The following is a 17,311-nucleotide window of genomic DNA, read 5'->3' as shown; positions in this document are numbered from 1 at the left end:
CAATTGAGGTCGATGGTCAGGACTCGTCGGATTCCCGCTCGGCCGAGTCCGCCGAGTTCTCGAGTGCTGCTGCCGACTCCGAAAGCTCGCGTTCCCGAGCGCCGGAGCCGAACAGCCGGGAGAAGAGTCCACGGTCGTGTTTCTTCTCGGCTAAGAGGACCGAACAGTCGACCTCATAGAGCACATCCAACACGAGCGAGCCGCGTACGAGCCGCGAGAGGAGTCCGCGCTCGGTGGCACCGATCACAAGCATCGTGGCGTCGGATGCGGCCTCGGCGATCCGTTCCTGGATGTCGCCGGTTTCGACGCGGATCGTCGCATCGCTCAGGTCGTGTTCGTCGGCCCACTCCTGGAGGAACTGCGTGCCTGCCTCGCGATCGTCGGCGACGTGTAACAGCGTAATCTCGGAGTCGAACTCCGAACGCAACATGCGCGCGACCGCCGCGGAGAGATGGGAGTCGGGTCCGCCGGCGGTCGGAACGAGGATCTGGGAGGGATCGAACCCGCGATCCTTGAACACGAGGAAGTCGCTGGGCAGGGAGTGGGCCAGCTCGTCCATCGCGGACTCGGCTCGCCCCGGCGATCCGTGGGCGTCCTCACCCCATCCCATGACGGTGAGGTCGGCCCCGTAGGTCTCTGCGGCGTCGAATATCTCCTCGAAGGTCCGATGTGAGAGGATGACGTGTGTCTCCACGTCGACGCCGAAGGTCTCGACGTCCTCTTTGGCGCGCTCAAGGAGGTCGTAAGCTGCATCGTGGGCGCCGCGATCGCGAGCCGCCTCGAGTGAGGTTTGATCGGGAACGTTCGCAATGTTGACCGCGACGACGGTCCCGTCACGCCGTTTGGCGATCGCGGCCGCAAGCGAGATGAGGTGGCTCTCGGTTCGGGGGTTCGCGAGTGGAACCATCACCCGATAGGTCCCTGCATCCGGCTGCACGGACGTCGCCGCAGAAACGGCCAGATCCGGAAGCTCCTCGGATCGATCGAGGATCCACATCCCGAGAACGCCGGTGTTCTCGACGCGCGAGCGTGCGTACCCGAAGTACCAGACGGTCGCAAACGCGACGAGGCCCACGGATAGCGCGATCACTCGCGGTTCGATGTAGACGATGAGCGCGAAGGAGGTGACCGCGCCGATGATCGGGACGATGGGATAGAAGGGGACCTCGAAGTCGGGATCGTACTCGGCGGGATCGGCTTCTCGCATCACGATCAGTGAGAGATTCAACAGCCCGTAGACGATGAGGTGCAACACCGATCCGGCGGTGGCGAGGATCTCGAGGTTTCCGAGGATCAAAAACACCACGATAAGCGCACCCGTGACCGCGATCGACCGGTAGGGCGTTCCAAACCGGCCGTGGATCGCGTTGAGTTGCGGGGTGATGATCTTCTCACGGCCCATCGCGAAGTTGATCCGCGAGGAAGACAGGATCGACGCGTTTGCCGAGGAAGCCGTCGCGAGCAGACCGCCGAAGAGCAACAGGCCCCATCCGAGGAGTCCGAGCCCGGCACCGAAGATGTCGTATCGGCCAAAGAGCAACTGTGCGGCCTCGACGACGGCGGTATCGTTGTTCGCAACCATCTCGTTGGGGACGGCTGCAAGCAACACGAGCAGGAACAGCGCGTAGATCGTGGTCACGATCAGGACGGATCCGATGACGGCCCTGGGAAGGTTTTGACCCGGGTTTTTGATCTCCTCTGCGACCGAGGTGATCTGAACGAACCCGAGATAGGAAACGAAGATGATCGCGGTGACCGGCAACACCTCGCCAGCGGTTCCCGGTGGAGCAAACGGCCGGAGCGTCTCGAGGTCGGCGTTGAACAGCCCGACGACCGTGAACAGTCCGAGGATGGCCAAAAGCGAGAGGACGATCCCGTTCTGGAGGCCGCCGGTCTCCTTGGCGCCGACGTAGTTGACGCCGATGAACAGGAACGCGCCGACGAGCCCGATCGTCTGGGCGGCTGAAAGCGAGACCGGGCCGAGCGCGAGCGCGGGTGCGCCGACGAGCGCGTTGACGTACTCGCCAAACCCGTACATGTAGAATGCGGAGGCGAACGCCAGACCCAACCAGTTTGCCCACCCGCTTATCGAGCCGAAAAGGGGACCGAGCGCGCGGTTGATATAAAAGTAAGCGCCGCCGGAACGCGGCATTGCCGTCCCGAGTTCCGAGGCCGAAAGTGCCGTGAACAACGCGATCACGCCGCCGATGACGAACGTAGCCGCCGAGAGCGGTCCGGTGCGAGCCACCGCCGTCCCCGGAAGCACGAAGATCCCGGCACCGATCATCGTCCCGATACCGATCGTCAACGCCGCGAGGAGACCGAGGTCCTTGGCGAGTTCCTCTTCGCCGCTCACGTCGATTGCCCCCTAAAACGAGAAATACCGGACGGCCCTGAAAATGGAGACGTCGAGCGTACGGGACCGAATCGGAGATCGAGGCCGGAATTCATACTCCGGATCCGCAGTGATTGCTCGAACATGCCACCTCGTTCACGGTCAAGCCGCTTAGTTCGTTCCTTCTTGGCGCGCCAGCGATCGACGGCGAATGAATGCCCCGATCGGACACCTTTTTGCACGGACCGAGCGAATCCGGATCCATGGCTCGGAAACAGGAGGTCGCGGAAAAACTCGAGGAGAGCGGCGTCGTCGCGGTGCTACGCGATATTCCGGCGGATCAAATCGTCGAGGTCGCCGAAGCGATCCACGAGGGGGGCGTGACCGCCCTCGAGATCACCGCCGACGCAGACCAGTACGCGGAGATGATCGCAGCGGTCGACGATCAGCTCGCGGACACCGACGCAGTCGTCGGGGCCGGAACGGTGCTCGATGTACCGACCGCACGAAACGCGATCGAGGCCGGCGCGGAGTTCGTTCTGGCTCCCGATTCCCAGGAGCCCGTCATCGAGGTCTGCAACGACGAGGAGGTCGTCGCAGTCCCCGGCATCATGACGCCGACCGAGGCGGTGAACGCGATGAATGCTGGCGCGGACATGTTGAAGCTGTTTCCCGCCTCGACGGTCGGCCCCGGCCACATCGGCGCCCTCCACGGACCGCTCGGCGACGTGCCAGTCATGCCGACCGGCGGCGTCTCCGTCGACAACGTTGCGGACTACTTCGCGGCGGGCGCGGTGGCCGTCGGTGCCGGCTCGGCGCTCGTCAATTACGAGGCCATCGACGCCGGCGATATGGACGGGGTCCGCGAGCGAGCCCGCGAGTTCGTCCAGGCCGTCGAGGCGGCCCGATCCGCCTGAATCGAGCGCTCGGCGGACGATCGCCACGGGATGCCGTTCGGTTCGGACGGAGTGAAGATCGGTTCGTCCCAGATAATGGAACAACAGGGATCGGACGGGCGGGCGGACGGAACGCGGATATTCATCGATGACTGACGGATGTATGCGTGTAACGATCACCCGGTTGGGGCGGTCCAGATGGGGGAATCAAGCGGATACGGCGGAGAGTTAGTTCATTTATCATTATCGGACCGATAGATCGGCGGGATTCCAGGGCGATCCGACTGTCCACACGATGAGACGGCCAACGGCTCCGCAAAGAGACGTTTAGAGACGGAACGATCGATCGATCATTCACGACCATCGACCGATTGAATCGAATAAACATCCCAAATGAAACGACAAGACTCGACATAACGAGACGACTCCGCCGAGACACCTCCTCGGAACGGAATTCGATCCCGAGCGATCGGGACGAAGCGGGCCTCGGCGGGCAGTTCGGACGTCGAGAACGAAAGTCGAAACGCGAAACTCGAAACTCCAAAGTCGGAACTTGAAACGTGAAACGGAGAATTCGAAAGCCGGGGCGGATGAACGAGCGTCGGCTCTACTCGCGTCGAACCGTGTGCTCGAGCGTGCGGATTCCCTCGATGTCGATCTCGACGCGGTCGCCGTCGGAGAGCGGGCCGACGCCCTCGGGCGTCCCCGTCGAGATGACGTCGCCGGGTTCGAGGGTCATGTAGGTCGTGATCTCCGCGATCAGCTCGGGGATGGAGAAGATGAAATCGGACCGTGAGGAGTCCTGTCTGGTCTCGCCGTTCACTCGAAGCCGGATATCGGCGTCCTCGGATACCTCATCGGGCGTCGCGAGGACGGGTCCGATCGGTGCGGAGTTATCGAACGCCTTTCCGCGGATCCAGTTTTGCTCGACGCGCTGGTCGTCACGGTTGGAGACGTCGTCGACGCAGGTGTATCCGGCGACGTACTCCATGGCTTCCTCCTCGGAGACGTTGCGACACTGCTCGCCGATCACGACGCCGAGTTCGGCCTCGTAATCGACCCGTTCTTTGCCGGCCGGCAGCGGGACGGTGTCGCCGTGAGCCGACAGGGCGTTCGGCGGCTTCAAGAACAAAAGCGGCCGATCGGGGATCTGTGAGTCGGTCTCCTCGGCGTGTTTCTCGTAGTTCAATCCGACACAGACGATCTTGGTCGGCTCACACGGCGGCAGGATATCCACCGACTCGGGGTCGTAGGTCTCGCCACCAAAGTGGATCCCGTCGTCCGTCCACTCGCCAGTTCGAACGCTGCCAGCCTCGTCTCGAAATCGTGCGCGATGCATACGGATAGGGTCGATCAGACGAGCTAAAGCGTTACGATATCCCTCGGAACGGACCACTCGAAGACGAGAACGTATATGCGATCCCGGTCCGATCGATGCGGCATGTCCGAGACGACCGACGAGCGATCCGAATTCGAGTACACGCCGGTGACTGTCGCGGGAAAGACGGCCGTGGTCGTGGGGGGAACGAGCGGGATCGGGCGGGGGATCGCGCTCGCGTTCGCCGAGGAGGGAGCCAACGTGGTGGCTACGAGCCGGACCGACTCCCGGGTCGCAGCCACGGCCGAGGAGATCCGCGAACGTGGGGCAGAAGCGCTGGAAGTGACCTGTGACGTGACCGATCGGGCATCACTCGACGAGCTGGTCGAACGAACCGTGGATCGCTTCGGCGGCGTCGACGTCCTCGTCAACTCGCCGAGCGCGATCGCCAGATCCTCCGTTCGGGATGTGACCGACGAGGAGTTCGAACACGTCCTCGACGTCCAACTGACGGGAGTCCACCGGACCGTTCAGGCGTTCGTGACGGCCGCCGATCCCGAGTCGGTGGTTTCGATCGCGTCGCTCTCCTCACAGCAGGGAATGACCGATCTGGCCGCCTACGCCTCGGCAAAGGGCGGTATCGATGGATACACGCGGGCCGCAGCAAAGGACCTGGGACCGGAGATCCGCGTCAACGCGATCAGACCGGGGTTCATCACGACCGAGCAGACGGCCGACACCTACGCGGAGGGCTCCTATCGGTACGAACGGATCATGGAGCGCGCATCCGCGGAACGGATGGGTCGCCCGGAGGACATCGCGGGCGCGGCAGTCTATCTCGCAAGCGATGCGGCCGCCTACGTGACCGGAGAGATCGTTGTCGTTGACGGTGGATTCTCTACGAGTTCGTTTTGAGAGGCGGACGGATCGACCAAAAACGCATGGCGACGTGGGAGTAACCTCCCGAAACCGCTACATCGAGGGACCGACGCGGGTAATGGCGAACTGCGTGATACCGTGTGATTCGGCGCGACACTCCGCGCCGTTTGCGACCTTAAGGATACGGTCGAGGAACGTATCGGCGTCTGTCTCCGTCGCGAGCACGTCGATGTCCTCGGAGAGCGCCTCGCCCGTCTCGGGGTCGCCGGTGACCTTGAGGACCGGCAGGATGGGGTGGCCCGCCACGACGCCGTCGCCGGTGAGGTGAATCACGACGTTCGCTCCCGCGGCCGCGAGCGCGGTTGTTGCCTCGGCGAACCGGGAGGGTGCATCGACGACGGCGAGTCCCTCGTCGATACCGATCTGATCACCGTACTCGAGGACTTCGGAGATGGACCGATCGCCCCACGAGCCCGTGGCCTCCTCGAAGGTACGATCGCGTGCGGCGCGGCCGACGCGAGTCGCTCGATCCGGGTTCTGTGCGTGCCGTTCGATCAGCGCGGACATCGCCTCCTCGACCGTCTCGTCGTCGGCCGCCGCACGTGCCGCTTCGGGGTGGGCGGCGATCCGTTCGTTGCCGGCCACGACCACGCGACCGCCAGCGTCGACGACGCGATCGACGACCTCGCCGACGAGCGGGTCGGCCTCGGCTACCGTCGACTCGTCGAGGTCGCTGGAGACGATCCCCACCGTGAGATCGGCGATGCCGGAGCGCGAGCGGGTCGCTGTGTGTCCCTCGACGAGGTCCGTGGCAGCCTCGGCGCCGCGCTCGATGCACTCGTCGACTCCGCCGACGCCCTGGATGGACAGCTCACGAACGGGGACGTCCATCTCCTCGAGGGCCGTTGCGACCTCGTCGCTTTGAACCTCCTCACACCCGAGGCCGACGACGACCGTGCCGGCGACGTTCGGGTTCTGCGCGAGCGTGAGGAACGTTCGCCGCGTCTGTTCGCTGTCGGCACCCAGTTGTGCACAGCCGTGGTCGTGTGGGGCCGCGATCGCGGTCGGAACGCGATCCGCGATCCGTTCGGCCACGAAGTGCGAGCAGATGACGGACGGCAACACGAGAACCGTATCGCGGACGCCGACCGCCCCGTCCGCACGCTGGACGCCCTCGAACGTGTGTGCGGGAGCGTCAGCACCGCTCATGCGGATCCCTCCTGGTCTGCAACCTGATCACCGCGACCGCGAGTACTCTCGCAGTTGTGGATGTGGACCCACTCGCCGGCCTCGATCGAGGTGGTGGCCGTGCCGATGACCTCGCCGTACTTGTGGACCTTCTCGCCGGATGCGTGGGGATCAAGTGCGACCTTGTGTCCGAAGGGAACGTCCTCAGAGAGCACGATGCGTCGGTCGTCGTACTCGACCTCGGTTCCCGCATCGAGGTCCTCGACCGCGGTGGCGACGGTGTCCGCCTCGCTCAGCAACAACAGCAGATCGTCGAGGACACGACCCTTCATACGCTCACCTCCGCGCCGAGTTCATTGGGCTGGATCTCGTTGATGGCGAACTCCTCGAGACGCCGGTTTTCGGCCTCGGTCCGGCGGCCGTCCGCGACCTCAAGGAGCGTCTCGTAGACGCGCTCGCCGACCGAGTCGATAGATTCCCCGTCGAAGACGGTTCCGGCGTTCACGTCGAGGTTGTTCGACATCTTCTCCCAGGTCTTCGGATTCCCGGTGACTTTGATCACGGGTGCGATCGGGTTACCGGTCGTGCTGCCGCGACCGGTGGTGAACGCGATGACTTGTGCGCCGCCAGCGACCTTGCCGACGACGCTCTCGACGTCGTAGCCGGGAGTATCCATGAGGACGAGGCCGCCGCCGACCGGGAGGTCCTCGCCGTAGTCGACGATTCCACGAACGGGCGTCGTTCCACCCTTCGAGATCGCGCCGAGGCTCTTCTCCTCGATGGTGGTCAACCCGCCCTCCTGGTTTCCGGGGCTGGGCTGGGCACCACGGAGGTCGACGCCCATGAGTTCTGCCATGCTCTCGCGGGCATCCACGCGGTCGAGGAGTCGCTCGCGCGTCTCCTCGTCGACGCACCGGTCGGCGAGGATGTGTTCCGCGCCAATGAACTCCGGCGTTTCGCTAAAGGAGGCCGTGCCGCCCGCCTCCACGAGTCGGTCGCAGCCGGCCCCGACGCCGGGATTGGCCGCGATCCCGCTCGTCGCGTCGCTGCCGCCACACTCGACACCGAAGACGAGTTCGGAGGCGTCGGCCTCCTCGCGCCTGTCTTTGTCGGCCTCCTCGTCGAGGCGATGGAGGGCTTCGACACCAGTGGAGACCGCACCGGCGGTGCCGCCGGCCTCCCGGATCGAGAGGGTCTCGGTCGGTGTCCCGTTCGAGGCGATGTCGTCGGCAAGAGACTCCGCGTCGATATCCTCGGTCCCCAACTCGACGACGAGTGCACCGCCGGCGTTTGGGTTCTGTCCGATGCCGGCGAGGACGCGTTCGGTCTGTTCGCGCGCCGGTTTCGGCTGGCTCGTGCCGAGCTGGTGGGGCGTCGCTCGAGCCCACGCTCCAGCCTCCTCCGCGACCGCGGAAGCCACGGCGGAGGCCGCGACGGACGTGGGGATCACGGCGACGTGATTTCGCACCCCGATCCGTCCATCGGGTCGTCGGTAGCCGGTGAAGGTTCCTACCATGTGGGAGTATCTGGCAAACAACGCTCATAACCCTTTCGTTGGGTCGATCGTGGGAGCCGCAGATGGTCGCTTCTCCCGGAAGGTGAACCGGGGTGCGAGAGTGCGTCAGTCCACTTCCGTCAGTACGTTTATCCGGGCTCCAGAGGGTTATCGACGCACAATGGACGCAGATACGCTTGAAGACGCGGCGGCGTTCGTCACGGGTGCCAGCTCCGGGATCGGCCGAGCGACTGCCCTCGCGCTCGCGGCGGAGGGCGCGAACGTCGCGCTCGCGGCCCGCCGGGAGGAGCGATTGGAGGAAATCGCAGCCGAGATCGAGGACGAGCACGGAAGCGAGGTGCTTGTGGTGCCCACGGACGTCCGGGAGCCGGACCAAGTGGAGGCGTCGATCGAGGAAACGGTCGAGCGGTTCGGCGCGCTGGACGTCGTCGTCGCAAACGCCGGGGTCGGGGTCAGCAAGGACGTCGAATCGCTGACGGACGAGGAGTACCTGCTCATGACCCAGGTGAACGTCAACGGGATGTTCTATACGGCACAGCGGTCCCTGCCCCACCTTCGCGAGTCGTCGGGGAACATCGTGTTCCTCGGGAGTTTCGCCGGACAGTATCCGCGACCGTTCAACCCCGTCTACGCGGCCACGAAGTGGTGGACCCGCGGCTTCGCGTTGAGCCTGGAAGGGGCCGTCGGCGACGACGACATCGGTGTCACCGTGATCAACCCCACGGAAGTGCGCACGGAGTTCGGCTCGGAGACCAACGATCCGTTGAAAGAGCAGTTTGAACCGGGTGAGGTGACCGAACCCGAGGAGATCGCGGAGGCGATCGTCTTCGCGGCCAAACAGCGACCGCCCAACACCGTCAGCGAACTCGATCTGTACCGTCGGGACAAGTTCGCACACTTTTGAGGATGACTTCGGGTGGTTAGCATCCGGTTCCCTCAAAGAAAACCGACCGACCTCCCAATGGGGGCGGAACCGTCCGGAATCCAAAGAATATGTACCCCGGCCCCCGAATTCCCGGCCATGGAAACCGATACGGGGCTCCAGAACGCGGCCGAGGCATCGACACCGCTGGTCGGCACGTGGGCGACCTTTCCCTCGCCGGCCGTCGGCGAACTGCTCGGCGAGGTCGGCTACGACTTCGTTACCATCGACGGCGAACACTCGCCGACGTCCTACGAGACGATGGAGAACATCCTGCGCGGGATCGACTGCGCCTCGGGCGACTCCGAGACGCTCGTTCGGGTCCCGGACGGGGACTCCACGACGCTGAAGAAGACGCTCGATCTCGGCCCGGACGCCGTGCTGGTGCCGATGGTCGAGACGGCCGAGGAGGCGGAGGCGATCGTCGAGGCCAGCCGGTACCCACCGGAGGGCCGTCGTGGACTGGGAATCAGCCGCGCGTCCTACGGCCGCGACCTCGGTGAGCACGTCGAGACGGTCGAGCGCTCCCTCGTCAGACACGTCCAACTGGAGTCGGAACGCGCCGTCGAGAACGCCGCCGACATCGTGGCCGTGGACGGAATCGACGGCGTGTTCATCGGTCCGGTCGACCTGTCGATGTCGATGGGCGTCTTCGGCGAGTGGGACGACGAGGCGTTCCAGGCGGCGATCGACGAGGTCATCTCCGTCGCACACGACGCCGGCGTCGCGGTCGGCACCCTCGCGACCACGGCCGAAGAACGGGAAGCGCGTCTGCAGTGGGGAGTCGACTACATCATCGCCGGCGTCGACGTCGTACACCTCGCCGAAAGCGCCACCGAGGCGCTCGAACACGCTCGCGGAGTCGCAGAAAGCGACGATTGATCGGAAGAATGGAGACCGATCGGCAGACTGGATGACGAATCCGATCGGGAGACGGGAGACGAAATTCGATCGAAGATCCGGATCCAAACGGACGAATCAGCGTGACGGACGGTCTGATACATTTATTAAACGGGATCGCGAATTCCCGCGTGTGAGTCCAGAGATCACACGCATCGAGAGCACGGAATTCAGCTATCCCCTCGAGAACGTCGGGATGGACGAATCCGGGTTCAATATCGTCTACGAACCGGGATCGACGCTCGATCGCACGCTGTTCGCGATCGAGATCCACACGGACACGGGAGTCACGGGGGAGTACGTCGGCGGGAATTCGCCCGGTGCTGCCCAGATCAACATGTTCGCCGATTACCTGATCGGCAAGAACCCCCTCAAACGTGAGAAACACTGGTCGGAGATCAAACGCGCGCTCCGCAAGTACGACCGGATGGGGATCGGTCCGATCGACATCGCGCTGTGGGATTTTGCCGGCAAGTACTACGACGCACCGATCCACGAACTGCTCGGCACCTATCGCGAGCGTATCCCCGCCTATGCCTCCACGTATCACGGCGACGAGAATGGCGGGCTGGACTCGCCGGAAGCGTTCGCCGACTTCGCGGAGGAGTGTCTCGAGATGGGCTATCCCGGCTTCAAGGTCCACGGCTGGGGCGGCAGCGACGCCTCCCGGGACATCGATCGCGAGGTGGCGACGGTCCACGCGGTGGGCGAACGCGTCGGTGACGAGATGGACCTCATGCTCGATCCCGCCTGCGAGTACGAGACATGGGGCGACGCGCTTACCGTCGGGAAGGCCTGTGATGAACAGGACTTCTACTGGTATGAGGACCCCTACCGCGACGGCGGCATCTCCCAGCACGGACACGGGAAGCTAATGGAGAAGCTGGATACGCCGATTCTCCAGACCGAACACATCCGCGGACTCGAGCCGCACGTGGACTTCATCGCGAACGGAGCGACGGATTTCGTGCGGGCGGACCCGGAATACGACGCCGGCATTACGGGCGCGATGAAGATCGCGAACGCGGCGGAAGGCTTCGGTCTCGACGTCGAGTATCACGCGCCCGGCCCCGCACAGCGACACTGCCTCGCAGCTACCCGCAACGCCAACTACTACGAACTCGCGCTCGTTCATCCGGGTGCCCAGAATCCGGCCCCGCCGGTCTATAAGGGCGAGTACTCCGATCTCATCGACACGATCGACGAGGACGGGACGGTTCCGGTTCCGGACGGCCCCGGCCTCGGCGTCGAGTACGATTGGGAGTTCATCGAGGACAACGCCACCGGGAGCGTGCACGTCTACGAATGAGCGATTCCTATCGCGCCGGCATCATCGGTACGGGTGGAATCGCAGGAATGGGCATCCTCGGAATGCACGAGGAGGAGGCGATCGGCACCGAGAAGATCGACGCAAGCCACGCTGGCGGCTACGAACACACCGACGACATCGAGCTCGTCGCAGTCGCGGACATCGACGAGGAAAAGCTCGAGACGTTCGGCGAGGCCTGGGACATCCCCGAGGAGGGCCGATACGTCGGTCACGAGTCGATGCTTGCCGAGGAGGATTTGGATGCCGTCTCCGTGTGTACCCCGTCGTTCCTTCATCACGACCACGTCGTCGACACCGCACGCTCCGCCGCCGATCCCGAGGTGATATGGTGTGAAAAGCCGATCGCCTCCTCGGTGACGGATGCAGAGCGGATGGTCGATGTCTGTGCGGAAACCGACACGGAACTCGTGATCAACCACTCGTTCCGGTTTACGGACAAGCTTCGAACGCTTCACGACCACGTTCAGAAGGGCGACCTGCTCGGAGAGGTCAGATCGGTCAGCACCCAATTCCGGATGGAGCTGTTGCGGAACTCGACGCACCTGCTCGACACGCTCGTCTACCTGCTCGATGCCCGGGCCGAACAGGTCAGTGGATACATCACCGGCGAGAACGAGGCGCTGGACACACTGTCGGCCGATCGCGACGTCGACGACGCCGGCGGTGGCGGGTTCGTCGTGATGGACGACGGGACTTTCACCACGATCGACTGTACGATCCCCCGCGAGGAGTCGTCGATGACGCTGAACGTCATCGGCAGTGAGGGGAAACTCTACATGAACAACGACGACGGCGAGTGGCGTTACTGGTCGTTAGAGGACGGCGAACACGTCGAACGTCCGATCCCCGAGATCGATGGCTCCTGGACATGGGAGGACGATTATCAGCGGTCGTTCGCGAACGCGGCCGGACACGTTCGGGATCTGCTCGATGGAAACGCGACCAACCAGTCGACCGGCGAGGAGGCGACGCGATCCCTCGAGATCATCGTCGGGTTCTACGTCTCCCACTACACCGGCGGACAGGTCTCGGTACCGCTCGACCGGCCGCTCCGTGACGTGACGATCACCTCCTGGTGAGCGACCCGATCCCGTGAGGGTGATCGTCCGATTTCCCACGGGAGAGACCGCGATCACGGACCGTCGATCGACCGACCGCAGTTTTTATACGGATTACCCGCAACGGTTCGATACGAATACCGATCGCGACGCCGATCGGAGGACTCACCATGCAGTATTATCGACTCGACGAGACGGCCGACGGACTGGTAGCAAACACCGACGATGGCGTCTTCGATCTCGGGACGGCCGAGACGCCAATAGAGTCGTTTCGTGCGCTCGCGGCAACGGCCGCACGAAGCAACGCGTCGGTCGACGAGATCGCGGAGACGGCGATGGAGACCGCGGACGAGATATCGGAATCCGCGCTCTCGAACGCGACGCTTCCCCTCCACGCCGACGAGGTGTGGGCGGCGGGTGTGACCTACGAGATCAGCGAACAGGCACGCGAGGAGGAGAGTTCGGAACCGGACATCTACGACCACGTTTACGATGCGGATCGTCCGGAAATCTTCTTCAAGGCCACTCCGAGCCGGACCGTGGGCCCGGACGAGGCCGTCGGGATCAGAGAGGACTCCACGTGGGACGTCCCCGAACCGGAACTCGGGGTCGTTTTGTACCGCGGCGAACCGGTCGGCTACACGATCGGAAACGACATGAGCAGCCGATCGATCGAGGGCGAAAACCCGCTTTATCTCCCGCAGGCGAAGGTTTACGACCGATGCTGTTCGATCGGTCCGTCGGTCGCCTCCGCCGACGTCATCGAGGATCCCCACGACCTCGAGATGCGAATGTCGATCGAGCGAGACGGCGGAACCCAATTCGAGGGATCGACTTCCACCGGGCAGATGAAACGCAGTTGTGAGGAGCTGACCTCGTATCTCAACCGTCACAACGCAGTCCCGGAACTGGCCGTGCTCCTCACCGGAACGTCACTCGTCCCCGGGGACGACTTCACGCTCCAGGAGGACGATACGGTCTCGATCGAGATCGACGGGATCGGCCGACTCGAAAACGGCGTCACGATCGTCTAGCGGATCGAACGTGCGTTCACCCTTTGAACGGACATCGCGGGGCTACAGCGGCGCATTTCGGCAGCCATCTCCCCGCCGATCACGAACGCCGTGATCCGAAGCCGGCGCTACCGGGAGACCGTTCTGGGACTGTGTACGCTCGCGTTCCTCGTGACAATGGTCGGCCGGCTGGCGATCAGTCCAGTCGTCCCGGCGGTGACGGCGGAGTTCGCCGTCTCGAATGCGGTCATCGGCACGGCGCTTTCCGGGATGTGGTTCGCCTACGCGTTGACCCGGTTCCCGAGCGGCGTGCTCGCGGACCGCTTTGGATGGGGGCCCCTCCTTCCTATTTCTTGGCGGCCTGATGGGCGTTGGTATCGTATTACTCGTCGGGAATCGCGTGCTCGGGACGGACTTATAAATACGCACGAGTGGCGACTTCGATCGGTGACGCTCCGATCATGAATCGGTCGAGAGGGAATCCGGCGTTCGAAATGGTGGAACAACGAAGCGTTGCGGGAATCGTGGAACGGCCGAATCGTGACAGGGATCGTGGAATAATGGAGCGTGGCGGGATCAGTCTCGAGTGACGATCTCGATCTCGTGGCCGTCCTGGTCTTTCGTGAACGCGTATCGGTCGTCGCAGGATTCGGGATCGCGGTAATCCTCGGCGTCGCGTTCCATCAGTTTCTCCCAGGTGTCATGCAGGTCGTCGGTTCGAACGGCGAGGTGTCCCCAGGCATCGCCCATGGTATAGCTTCGATCGTCGTAGTTGTAGGTGAGTTCGACGGCCATCTGCTCCTCGTCGGCGTCGACGGGCTTCATGAAGTAGTTCGCGAAGGTGTCCGCTTCCCACCGATCGCCGGTGTAGGCGTACTCGAGTTTACGGGTCCACCAACCGAGCGCCTCGTCGGGATCCTCGATCCGGATCATGGTGTGATCGAGGCTCCAGGGCGCGCCGTGGTCGCGTTCGACGATCTCGACTTCGTGTCCGTCGGGGTCCTTCACGAAGGCGTAGTCGCCACCGCACGATTCGGGATCGCGATAGTCCTCGACGCCGCCGTCCATGAGCCCCGCATAGGCGCTTTCGAGGTCCTCGACACGGACTGCGATGTGTCCCCAGGCGTCGCCCATCTCGTAGCTTCGCCCGTCGTGGTTGTAGGTCAACTCCAATTTAGCGCCGCTTTCGGCCATGTCCTCGGGACCGAGGAACACGTTGGTGAAGGTGTCCGCCTCCCATCGACCCTTCTCCTCGTACTCGAGGTGGGTCTTGTACCACTCCAGGGAGGTCTCCAGATCCTCGACGCGCATCATCACGTGATCAAGTGACAGCATATGGGATCGGGCGTCGGGCTAGGCTAAAAACGTACCGACTTTTGGGATCGTGAGCGTGCTGACGACGCCTATACGTCCACCCACGTCTCGTCGCGATCGCTTCGCTCGATGGCATCGAGCACCCGTTGGACTGCGAGCCCATCCTGGAAGTTCGGATGGTACTCGACGTCCCCATCGAGTGCGGTGAGAAACTCGTAGTTCTCGTGGACGAACGCATGTTCCCATCCGATGACGTGGCCCGGCGGCCACCAGTGATCGTAATAGGGGTCCTCCGGCTCGGTCACGAGAACCGATTCGAAGCCACGATCGCCGTCGGTCTTTACCTCCAACTCGTTGAGCCGATCCAGCGAGAACCGTATCGCGCCCTCGGAACCGTAGACGGCGATCAGGTGGTCGTTTTTGTGACCGTCGGCACACCGGGAGGCCTCAAGAGTTCCAACGGCGCCACTTTCGAACTCAACGTGGGCAGTATATGCGTCGTCGACGGTGACGGGGCGAGTTCCACTTTCGCCGGGAACCGGACGCTCGTCGACGAAGGTCGTGAGCCGACCGCCGACACGATCGAATTCCCCGACGACGTCGCCGACCAGATACCGAAGCAGATCCACGGTGTGTGATCCGAGATCGCCCAGCGCACCGCTTCCGGCCATCTCCTCGGAGTTTCGCCAGCTCCAGGGCGCCTCGGGATCGACGAGCCAGTCCTGGTAGTACCGTCCGCGTACCTGTCTGATCTCCCCGAGGTGACCCTCTTCGATGAGGCCTTTTGCGTGCTGAATGGCCGGGATGAACCGGTAGTTGAACGCGGTCGCGGCCGCCGCGTCGCTTCGCTCGGCCGCCTCGGCCATCCGTTCCGCTTCGGGAAGGGTCGCAGCCAGCGGCTTTTCACACATGACGGGGACGTCACGTTCAAGCGCCGCGATGGACGGCTCGGGATGGACGGCGTTCGGCGTCAGGTTGTAGAGGACGTCAACCGCATCGAGGACATCCTCCCACTCGGTGGTGACCGTCTCGAATCCGAGACGATCCGCGGCCGCATCGAGTGCCTCCTCCTCGCGGCCAACGATCGCGTGACGATTCACCGGGGGTGCATCCGGGAAGAACATCGGCAGTCGAGCGAGGGCGTTCGCGTGCGCCTCCGCGATAAATCGATAGCCGATGAATCCGACGTTATACGACATACGTTCTCACTTGACAGGGGTCGGCAAATAAGTAGGGGACGATCAGCGACTGTGTTTCGGACCGCTCCGTCGAACATCGAGGCGCGTTCGCTGTATATCAAAAAAACACATTATCTACTCAAAAGACTTAATAAACAATGATGATGTTCTCCGACACGGTGTGAAAACACATGGCACTCAACGGTGAAACGATCGCGATCCTCGTCGGCCACGAGTTCGAGGACATCGAGATGGAGTACTGTATCCTACAACTATCCCACGAGGGTGCGGACGTCAAACTGGTCCCGATCAACGCGGGGTTCAACGCTCACGAGGGATCGGACCAGAAGCCGGTTCGAGGTCGATTCGGAACGCCAGCCCCGCCGATCGTGATGGCGGAGGGCACACATTACACGGTCGTCGACTTCGAGGATCTGGAGGTGGACACGCTTGACTGTCTCCTCTATCCGGGCGGTTTCTCTCCGGACCACCTGCGCGTAGTTCCGGAAGTCGTCGAGTTCACCAAGGAGGCCCACGAGGATGACACGCTCATTGCGGCGATCTGTCACGGTCCTGAAGTCCTCATCGAAGCGGATATCGTCGACGGGCGCGACGTGACGGCCTGGAAGTCGGTGAAGACGTCACTGATCAACGCCGGCGGCGACTACCACGACGTCTCCCACGTGAAGGACGGAAACGTGTTGACCGGGCGATGTCCCGACGATCTGCCGGCGTTCTGTGAGGGAATCACGGAGGCGTTAGAGGAACGGGAGACGGTCGCCGCGGCCGACGACTGAGCCGCTTTCGACCCTTTCTGCGACGTTCGTTTTTCCCTACCTGACCGGCGAGGCCGCACAGGGACTCGCGGAGCGAGAGCCCAAGGCCGTCGGAACCGACGGCGCGAGCGTTGGGGGATGGTCGGCGAAGTCCCCGCACACGGACCTGCGACTGACATGGGCACCGACGAGTCGCATCGTCCCCTTTGGAGAACGACGTCATCCGTGAGAGCAGGCGAAACGTTCCTCAAGAACGAGGTTACCGGCCACGAGACATCGATGAGGCGAGCGATCCGGAGCAGTTGAAACGGGACTACGTTCATTACAGACATACTCCCGTAATTCCAAAGCAAAACTCAATTATTAAATAGGGCGAAGATCGGATCGGGATCACGCTACAAGGAGAACCGGTCGCCCACGTCGGGATCCGTTCGAACGGATCACCACCGATCTATCTGTTGAGCATAATATCTATGGATATAATAGATAACGGAATACATTGTTTCGGATGTCGATCTTCATCCGTCCAATGGCCAGAGATAGAGACATTTCCGACTATATCACCGGATATAATAGTTTCAATAGTACGATCGACGATTCAGAGGATTGAAATCCGGTCATGCACCGCCATCGGCGGGCGTCTTCCGTCGGTCCAGGAATTAGTTGGCAAAACACGGACACGAGATCG

The 17,311-nt window shown here is 63.1% G+C and carries 15 protein-coding genes and 1 pseudogene; 9 read left to right on the top strand and 7 right to left on the bottom strand.

The annotated features are described in order from the left end of the window. Positions 1-16: 16 nt before the first annotated feature. Complete coding sequence (locus ACERIT_RS04155; RefSeq protein WP_373673562.1) at positions 17-2,356, bottom strand: amino acid permease; 2,340 nt, start codon at positions 2,354-2,356, stop codon at positions 17-19. Positions 2,357-2,598: 242 nt separating this feature from the next. Between ACERIT_RS04155 and ACERIT_RS04150 the strand changes: the two genes are divergently transcribed. Further along, positions 2,599-3,252 carry a bifunctional 4-hydroxy-2-oxoglutarate aldolase/2-dehydro-3-deoxy-phosphogluconate aldolase gene (locus ACERIT_RS04150; RefSeq protein WP_373673561.1) on the top strand — a complete coding sequence of 218 codons (654 nt, stop codon included), beginning with the start codon at positions 2,599-2,601 and terminating at the stop codon, positions 3,250-3,252. A 586-nt stretch (positions 3,253-3,838) separates the two neighbouring features. Here ACERIT_RS04150 and ACERIT_RS04145 read toward each other — a convergent pair. Then, a complete protein-coding gene (locus tag ACERIT_RS04145) occupies positions 3,839-4,570 on the bottom strand; it encodes a fumarylacetoacetate hydrolase family protein (RefSeq protein WP_373673560.1) in 732 nt (243 codons plus the stop codon). A gap of 102 nt (positions 4,571-4,672) precedes the next feature. Here ACERIT_RS04145 and ACERIT_RS04140 point away from each other — a divergent pair, with 102 nt between their 5' ends. Beyond that, the gene (locus tag ACERIT_RS04140) at positions 4,673-5,464 is read left to right on the top strand and encodes an SDR family NAD(P)-dependent oxidoreductase (RefSeq protein ID WP_373673559.1); all 792 of its coding nucleotides are present in this window, start codon (positions 4,673-4,675) and stop codon (positions 5,462-5,464) included. Positions 5,465-5,521: 57 nt separating this feature from the next. On the opposite strand, the gene ACERIT_RS04135 is transcribed toward ACERIT_RS04140, so the two are convergent. From ACERIT_RS04135 to ACERIT_RS04125, 3 genes are read right to left on the bottom strand one after another with little or no spacing between them, the layout of a single operon-like run. Beyond that, positions 5,522-6,637 carry a UxaA family hydrolase gene (locus tag ACERIT_RS04135; protein ID WP_373673558.1) on the bottom strand — a complete coding sequence of 372 codons (1,116 nt, stop codon included), beginning with the start codon at positions 6,635-6,637 and terminating at the stop codon, positions 5,522-5,524. Continuing rightward, positions 6,634-6,948: a UxaA family hydrolase gene (locus tag ACERIT_RS04130; protein ID WP_373673557.1), complete on the bottom strand. Its 315-nt coding sequence runs from the start codon at positions 6,946-6,948 to the stop codon at positions 6,634-6,636. Before ACERIT_RS04130 ends, ACERIT_RS04135 begins: the two co-directional genes overlap by 4 nt. Then, positions 6,945-8,132 (bottom strand): UxaA family hydrolase, encoded by a 1,188-nt coding sequence (locus ACERIT_RS04125; RefSeq protein WP_373673556.1) that lies wholly within the window; start codon positions 8,130-8,132, stop codon positions 6,945-6,947. Before ACERIT_RS04125 ends, ACERIT_RS04130 begins: the two co-directional genes overlap by 4 nt. Before the next feature lie 160 nt (positions 8,133-8,292). On the opposite strand from ACERIT_RS04125, the gene ACERIT_RS04120 reads away from it, so the two are divergent. From ACERIT_RS04120 to ACERIT_RS04095, 6 genes and pseudogenes are all read left to right on the top strand, one after another. Further along, positions 8,293-9,036 (top strand): SDR family oxidoreductase, encoded by a 744-nt coding sequence (locus tag ACERIT_RS04120; protein ID WP_373673555.1) that lies wholly within the window; start codon positions 8,293-8,295, stop codon positions 9,034-9,036. Between the two features lie 117 nt (positions 9,037-9,153). Beyond that, positions 9,154-9,936 (top strand): HpcH/HpaI aldolase/citrate lyase family protein, encoded by a 783-nt coding sequence (locus tag ACERIT_RS04115; RefSeq protein ID WP_373673553.1) that lies wholly within the window; start codon positions 9,154-9,156, stop codon positions 9,934-9,936. Between the two features lie 151 nt (positions 9,937-10,087). Continuing rightward, positions 10,088-11,263 carry an enolase C-terminal domain-like protein gene (locus ACERIT_RS04110; protein ID WP_373673552.1) on the top strand — a complete coding sequence of 392 codons (1,176 nt, stop codon included), beginning with the start codon at positions 10,088-10,090 and terminating at the stop codon, positions 11,261-11,263. Next, positions 11,260-12,363, top strand: coding sequence for a Gfo/Idh/MocA family protein (locus ACERIT_RS04105; protein WP_373673551.1), 1,104 nt, complete (start codon positions 11,260-11,262; stop codon positions 12,361-12,363). The genes ACERIT_RS04110 and ACERIT_RS04105 overlap by 4 nt, the downstream gene beginning before the upstream one ends. 149 nt (positions 12,364-12,512) lie before the next feature. Beyond that, positions 12,513-13,376 (top strand): fumarylacetoacetate hydrolase family protein, encoded by an 864-nt coding sequence (locus ACERIT_RS04100; protein WP_373673550.1) that lies wholly within the window; start codon positions 12,513-12,515, stop codon positions 13,374-13,376. Positions 13,377-13,532: 156 nt separating this feature from the next. Next, positions 13,533-13,685, top strand: a pseudogene (locus tag ACERIT_RS04095) (MFS transporter); the annotation flags it as partial. A gap of 246 nt (positions 13,686-13,931) precedes the next feature. Here the strand turns inward: ACERIT_RS04095 and ACERIT_RS04090 are convergent. Next, entirely contained in the window at positions 13,932-14,690 is a 759-nt protein-coding gene (locus ACERIT_RS04090) for a VOC family protein (RefSeq protein WP_373673549.1), read from the bottom strand. A gap of 68 nt (positions 14,691-14,758) precedes the next feature. Next, complete coding sequence (locus ACERIT_RS04085) at positions 14,759-15,868, bottom strand: Gfo/Idh/MocA family protein (protein ID WP_373673548.1); 1,110 nt, start codon at positions 15,866-15,868, stop codon at positions 14,759-14,761. A 170-nt stretch (positions 15,869-16,038) separates the two neighbouring features. Between ACERIT_RS04085 and ACERIT_RS04080 the strand changes: the two genes are divergently transcribed. Next, complete coding sequence (locus ACERIT_RS04080) at positions 16,039-16,644, top strand: DJ-1/PfpI family protein (RefSeq protein WP_373673547.1); 606 nt, start codon at positions 16,039-16,041, stop codon at positions 16,642-16,644. Positions 16,645-17,311: the final 667 nt, after the last annotated feature.

Source organism: Halopenitus sp. H-Gu1, from assembly GCF_041821145.1.
GTDB lineage: Archaea > Halobacteriota > Halobacteria > Halobacteriales > Haloferacaceae > Halopenitus.
The sequence above is the reverse complement of the archived record's forward strand: the minus strand, read 5'-3'. Positions and strand labels throughout refer to the sequence as shown.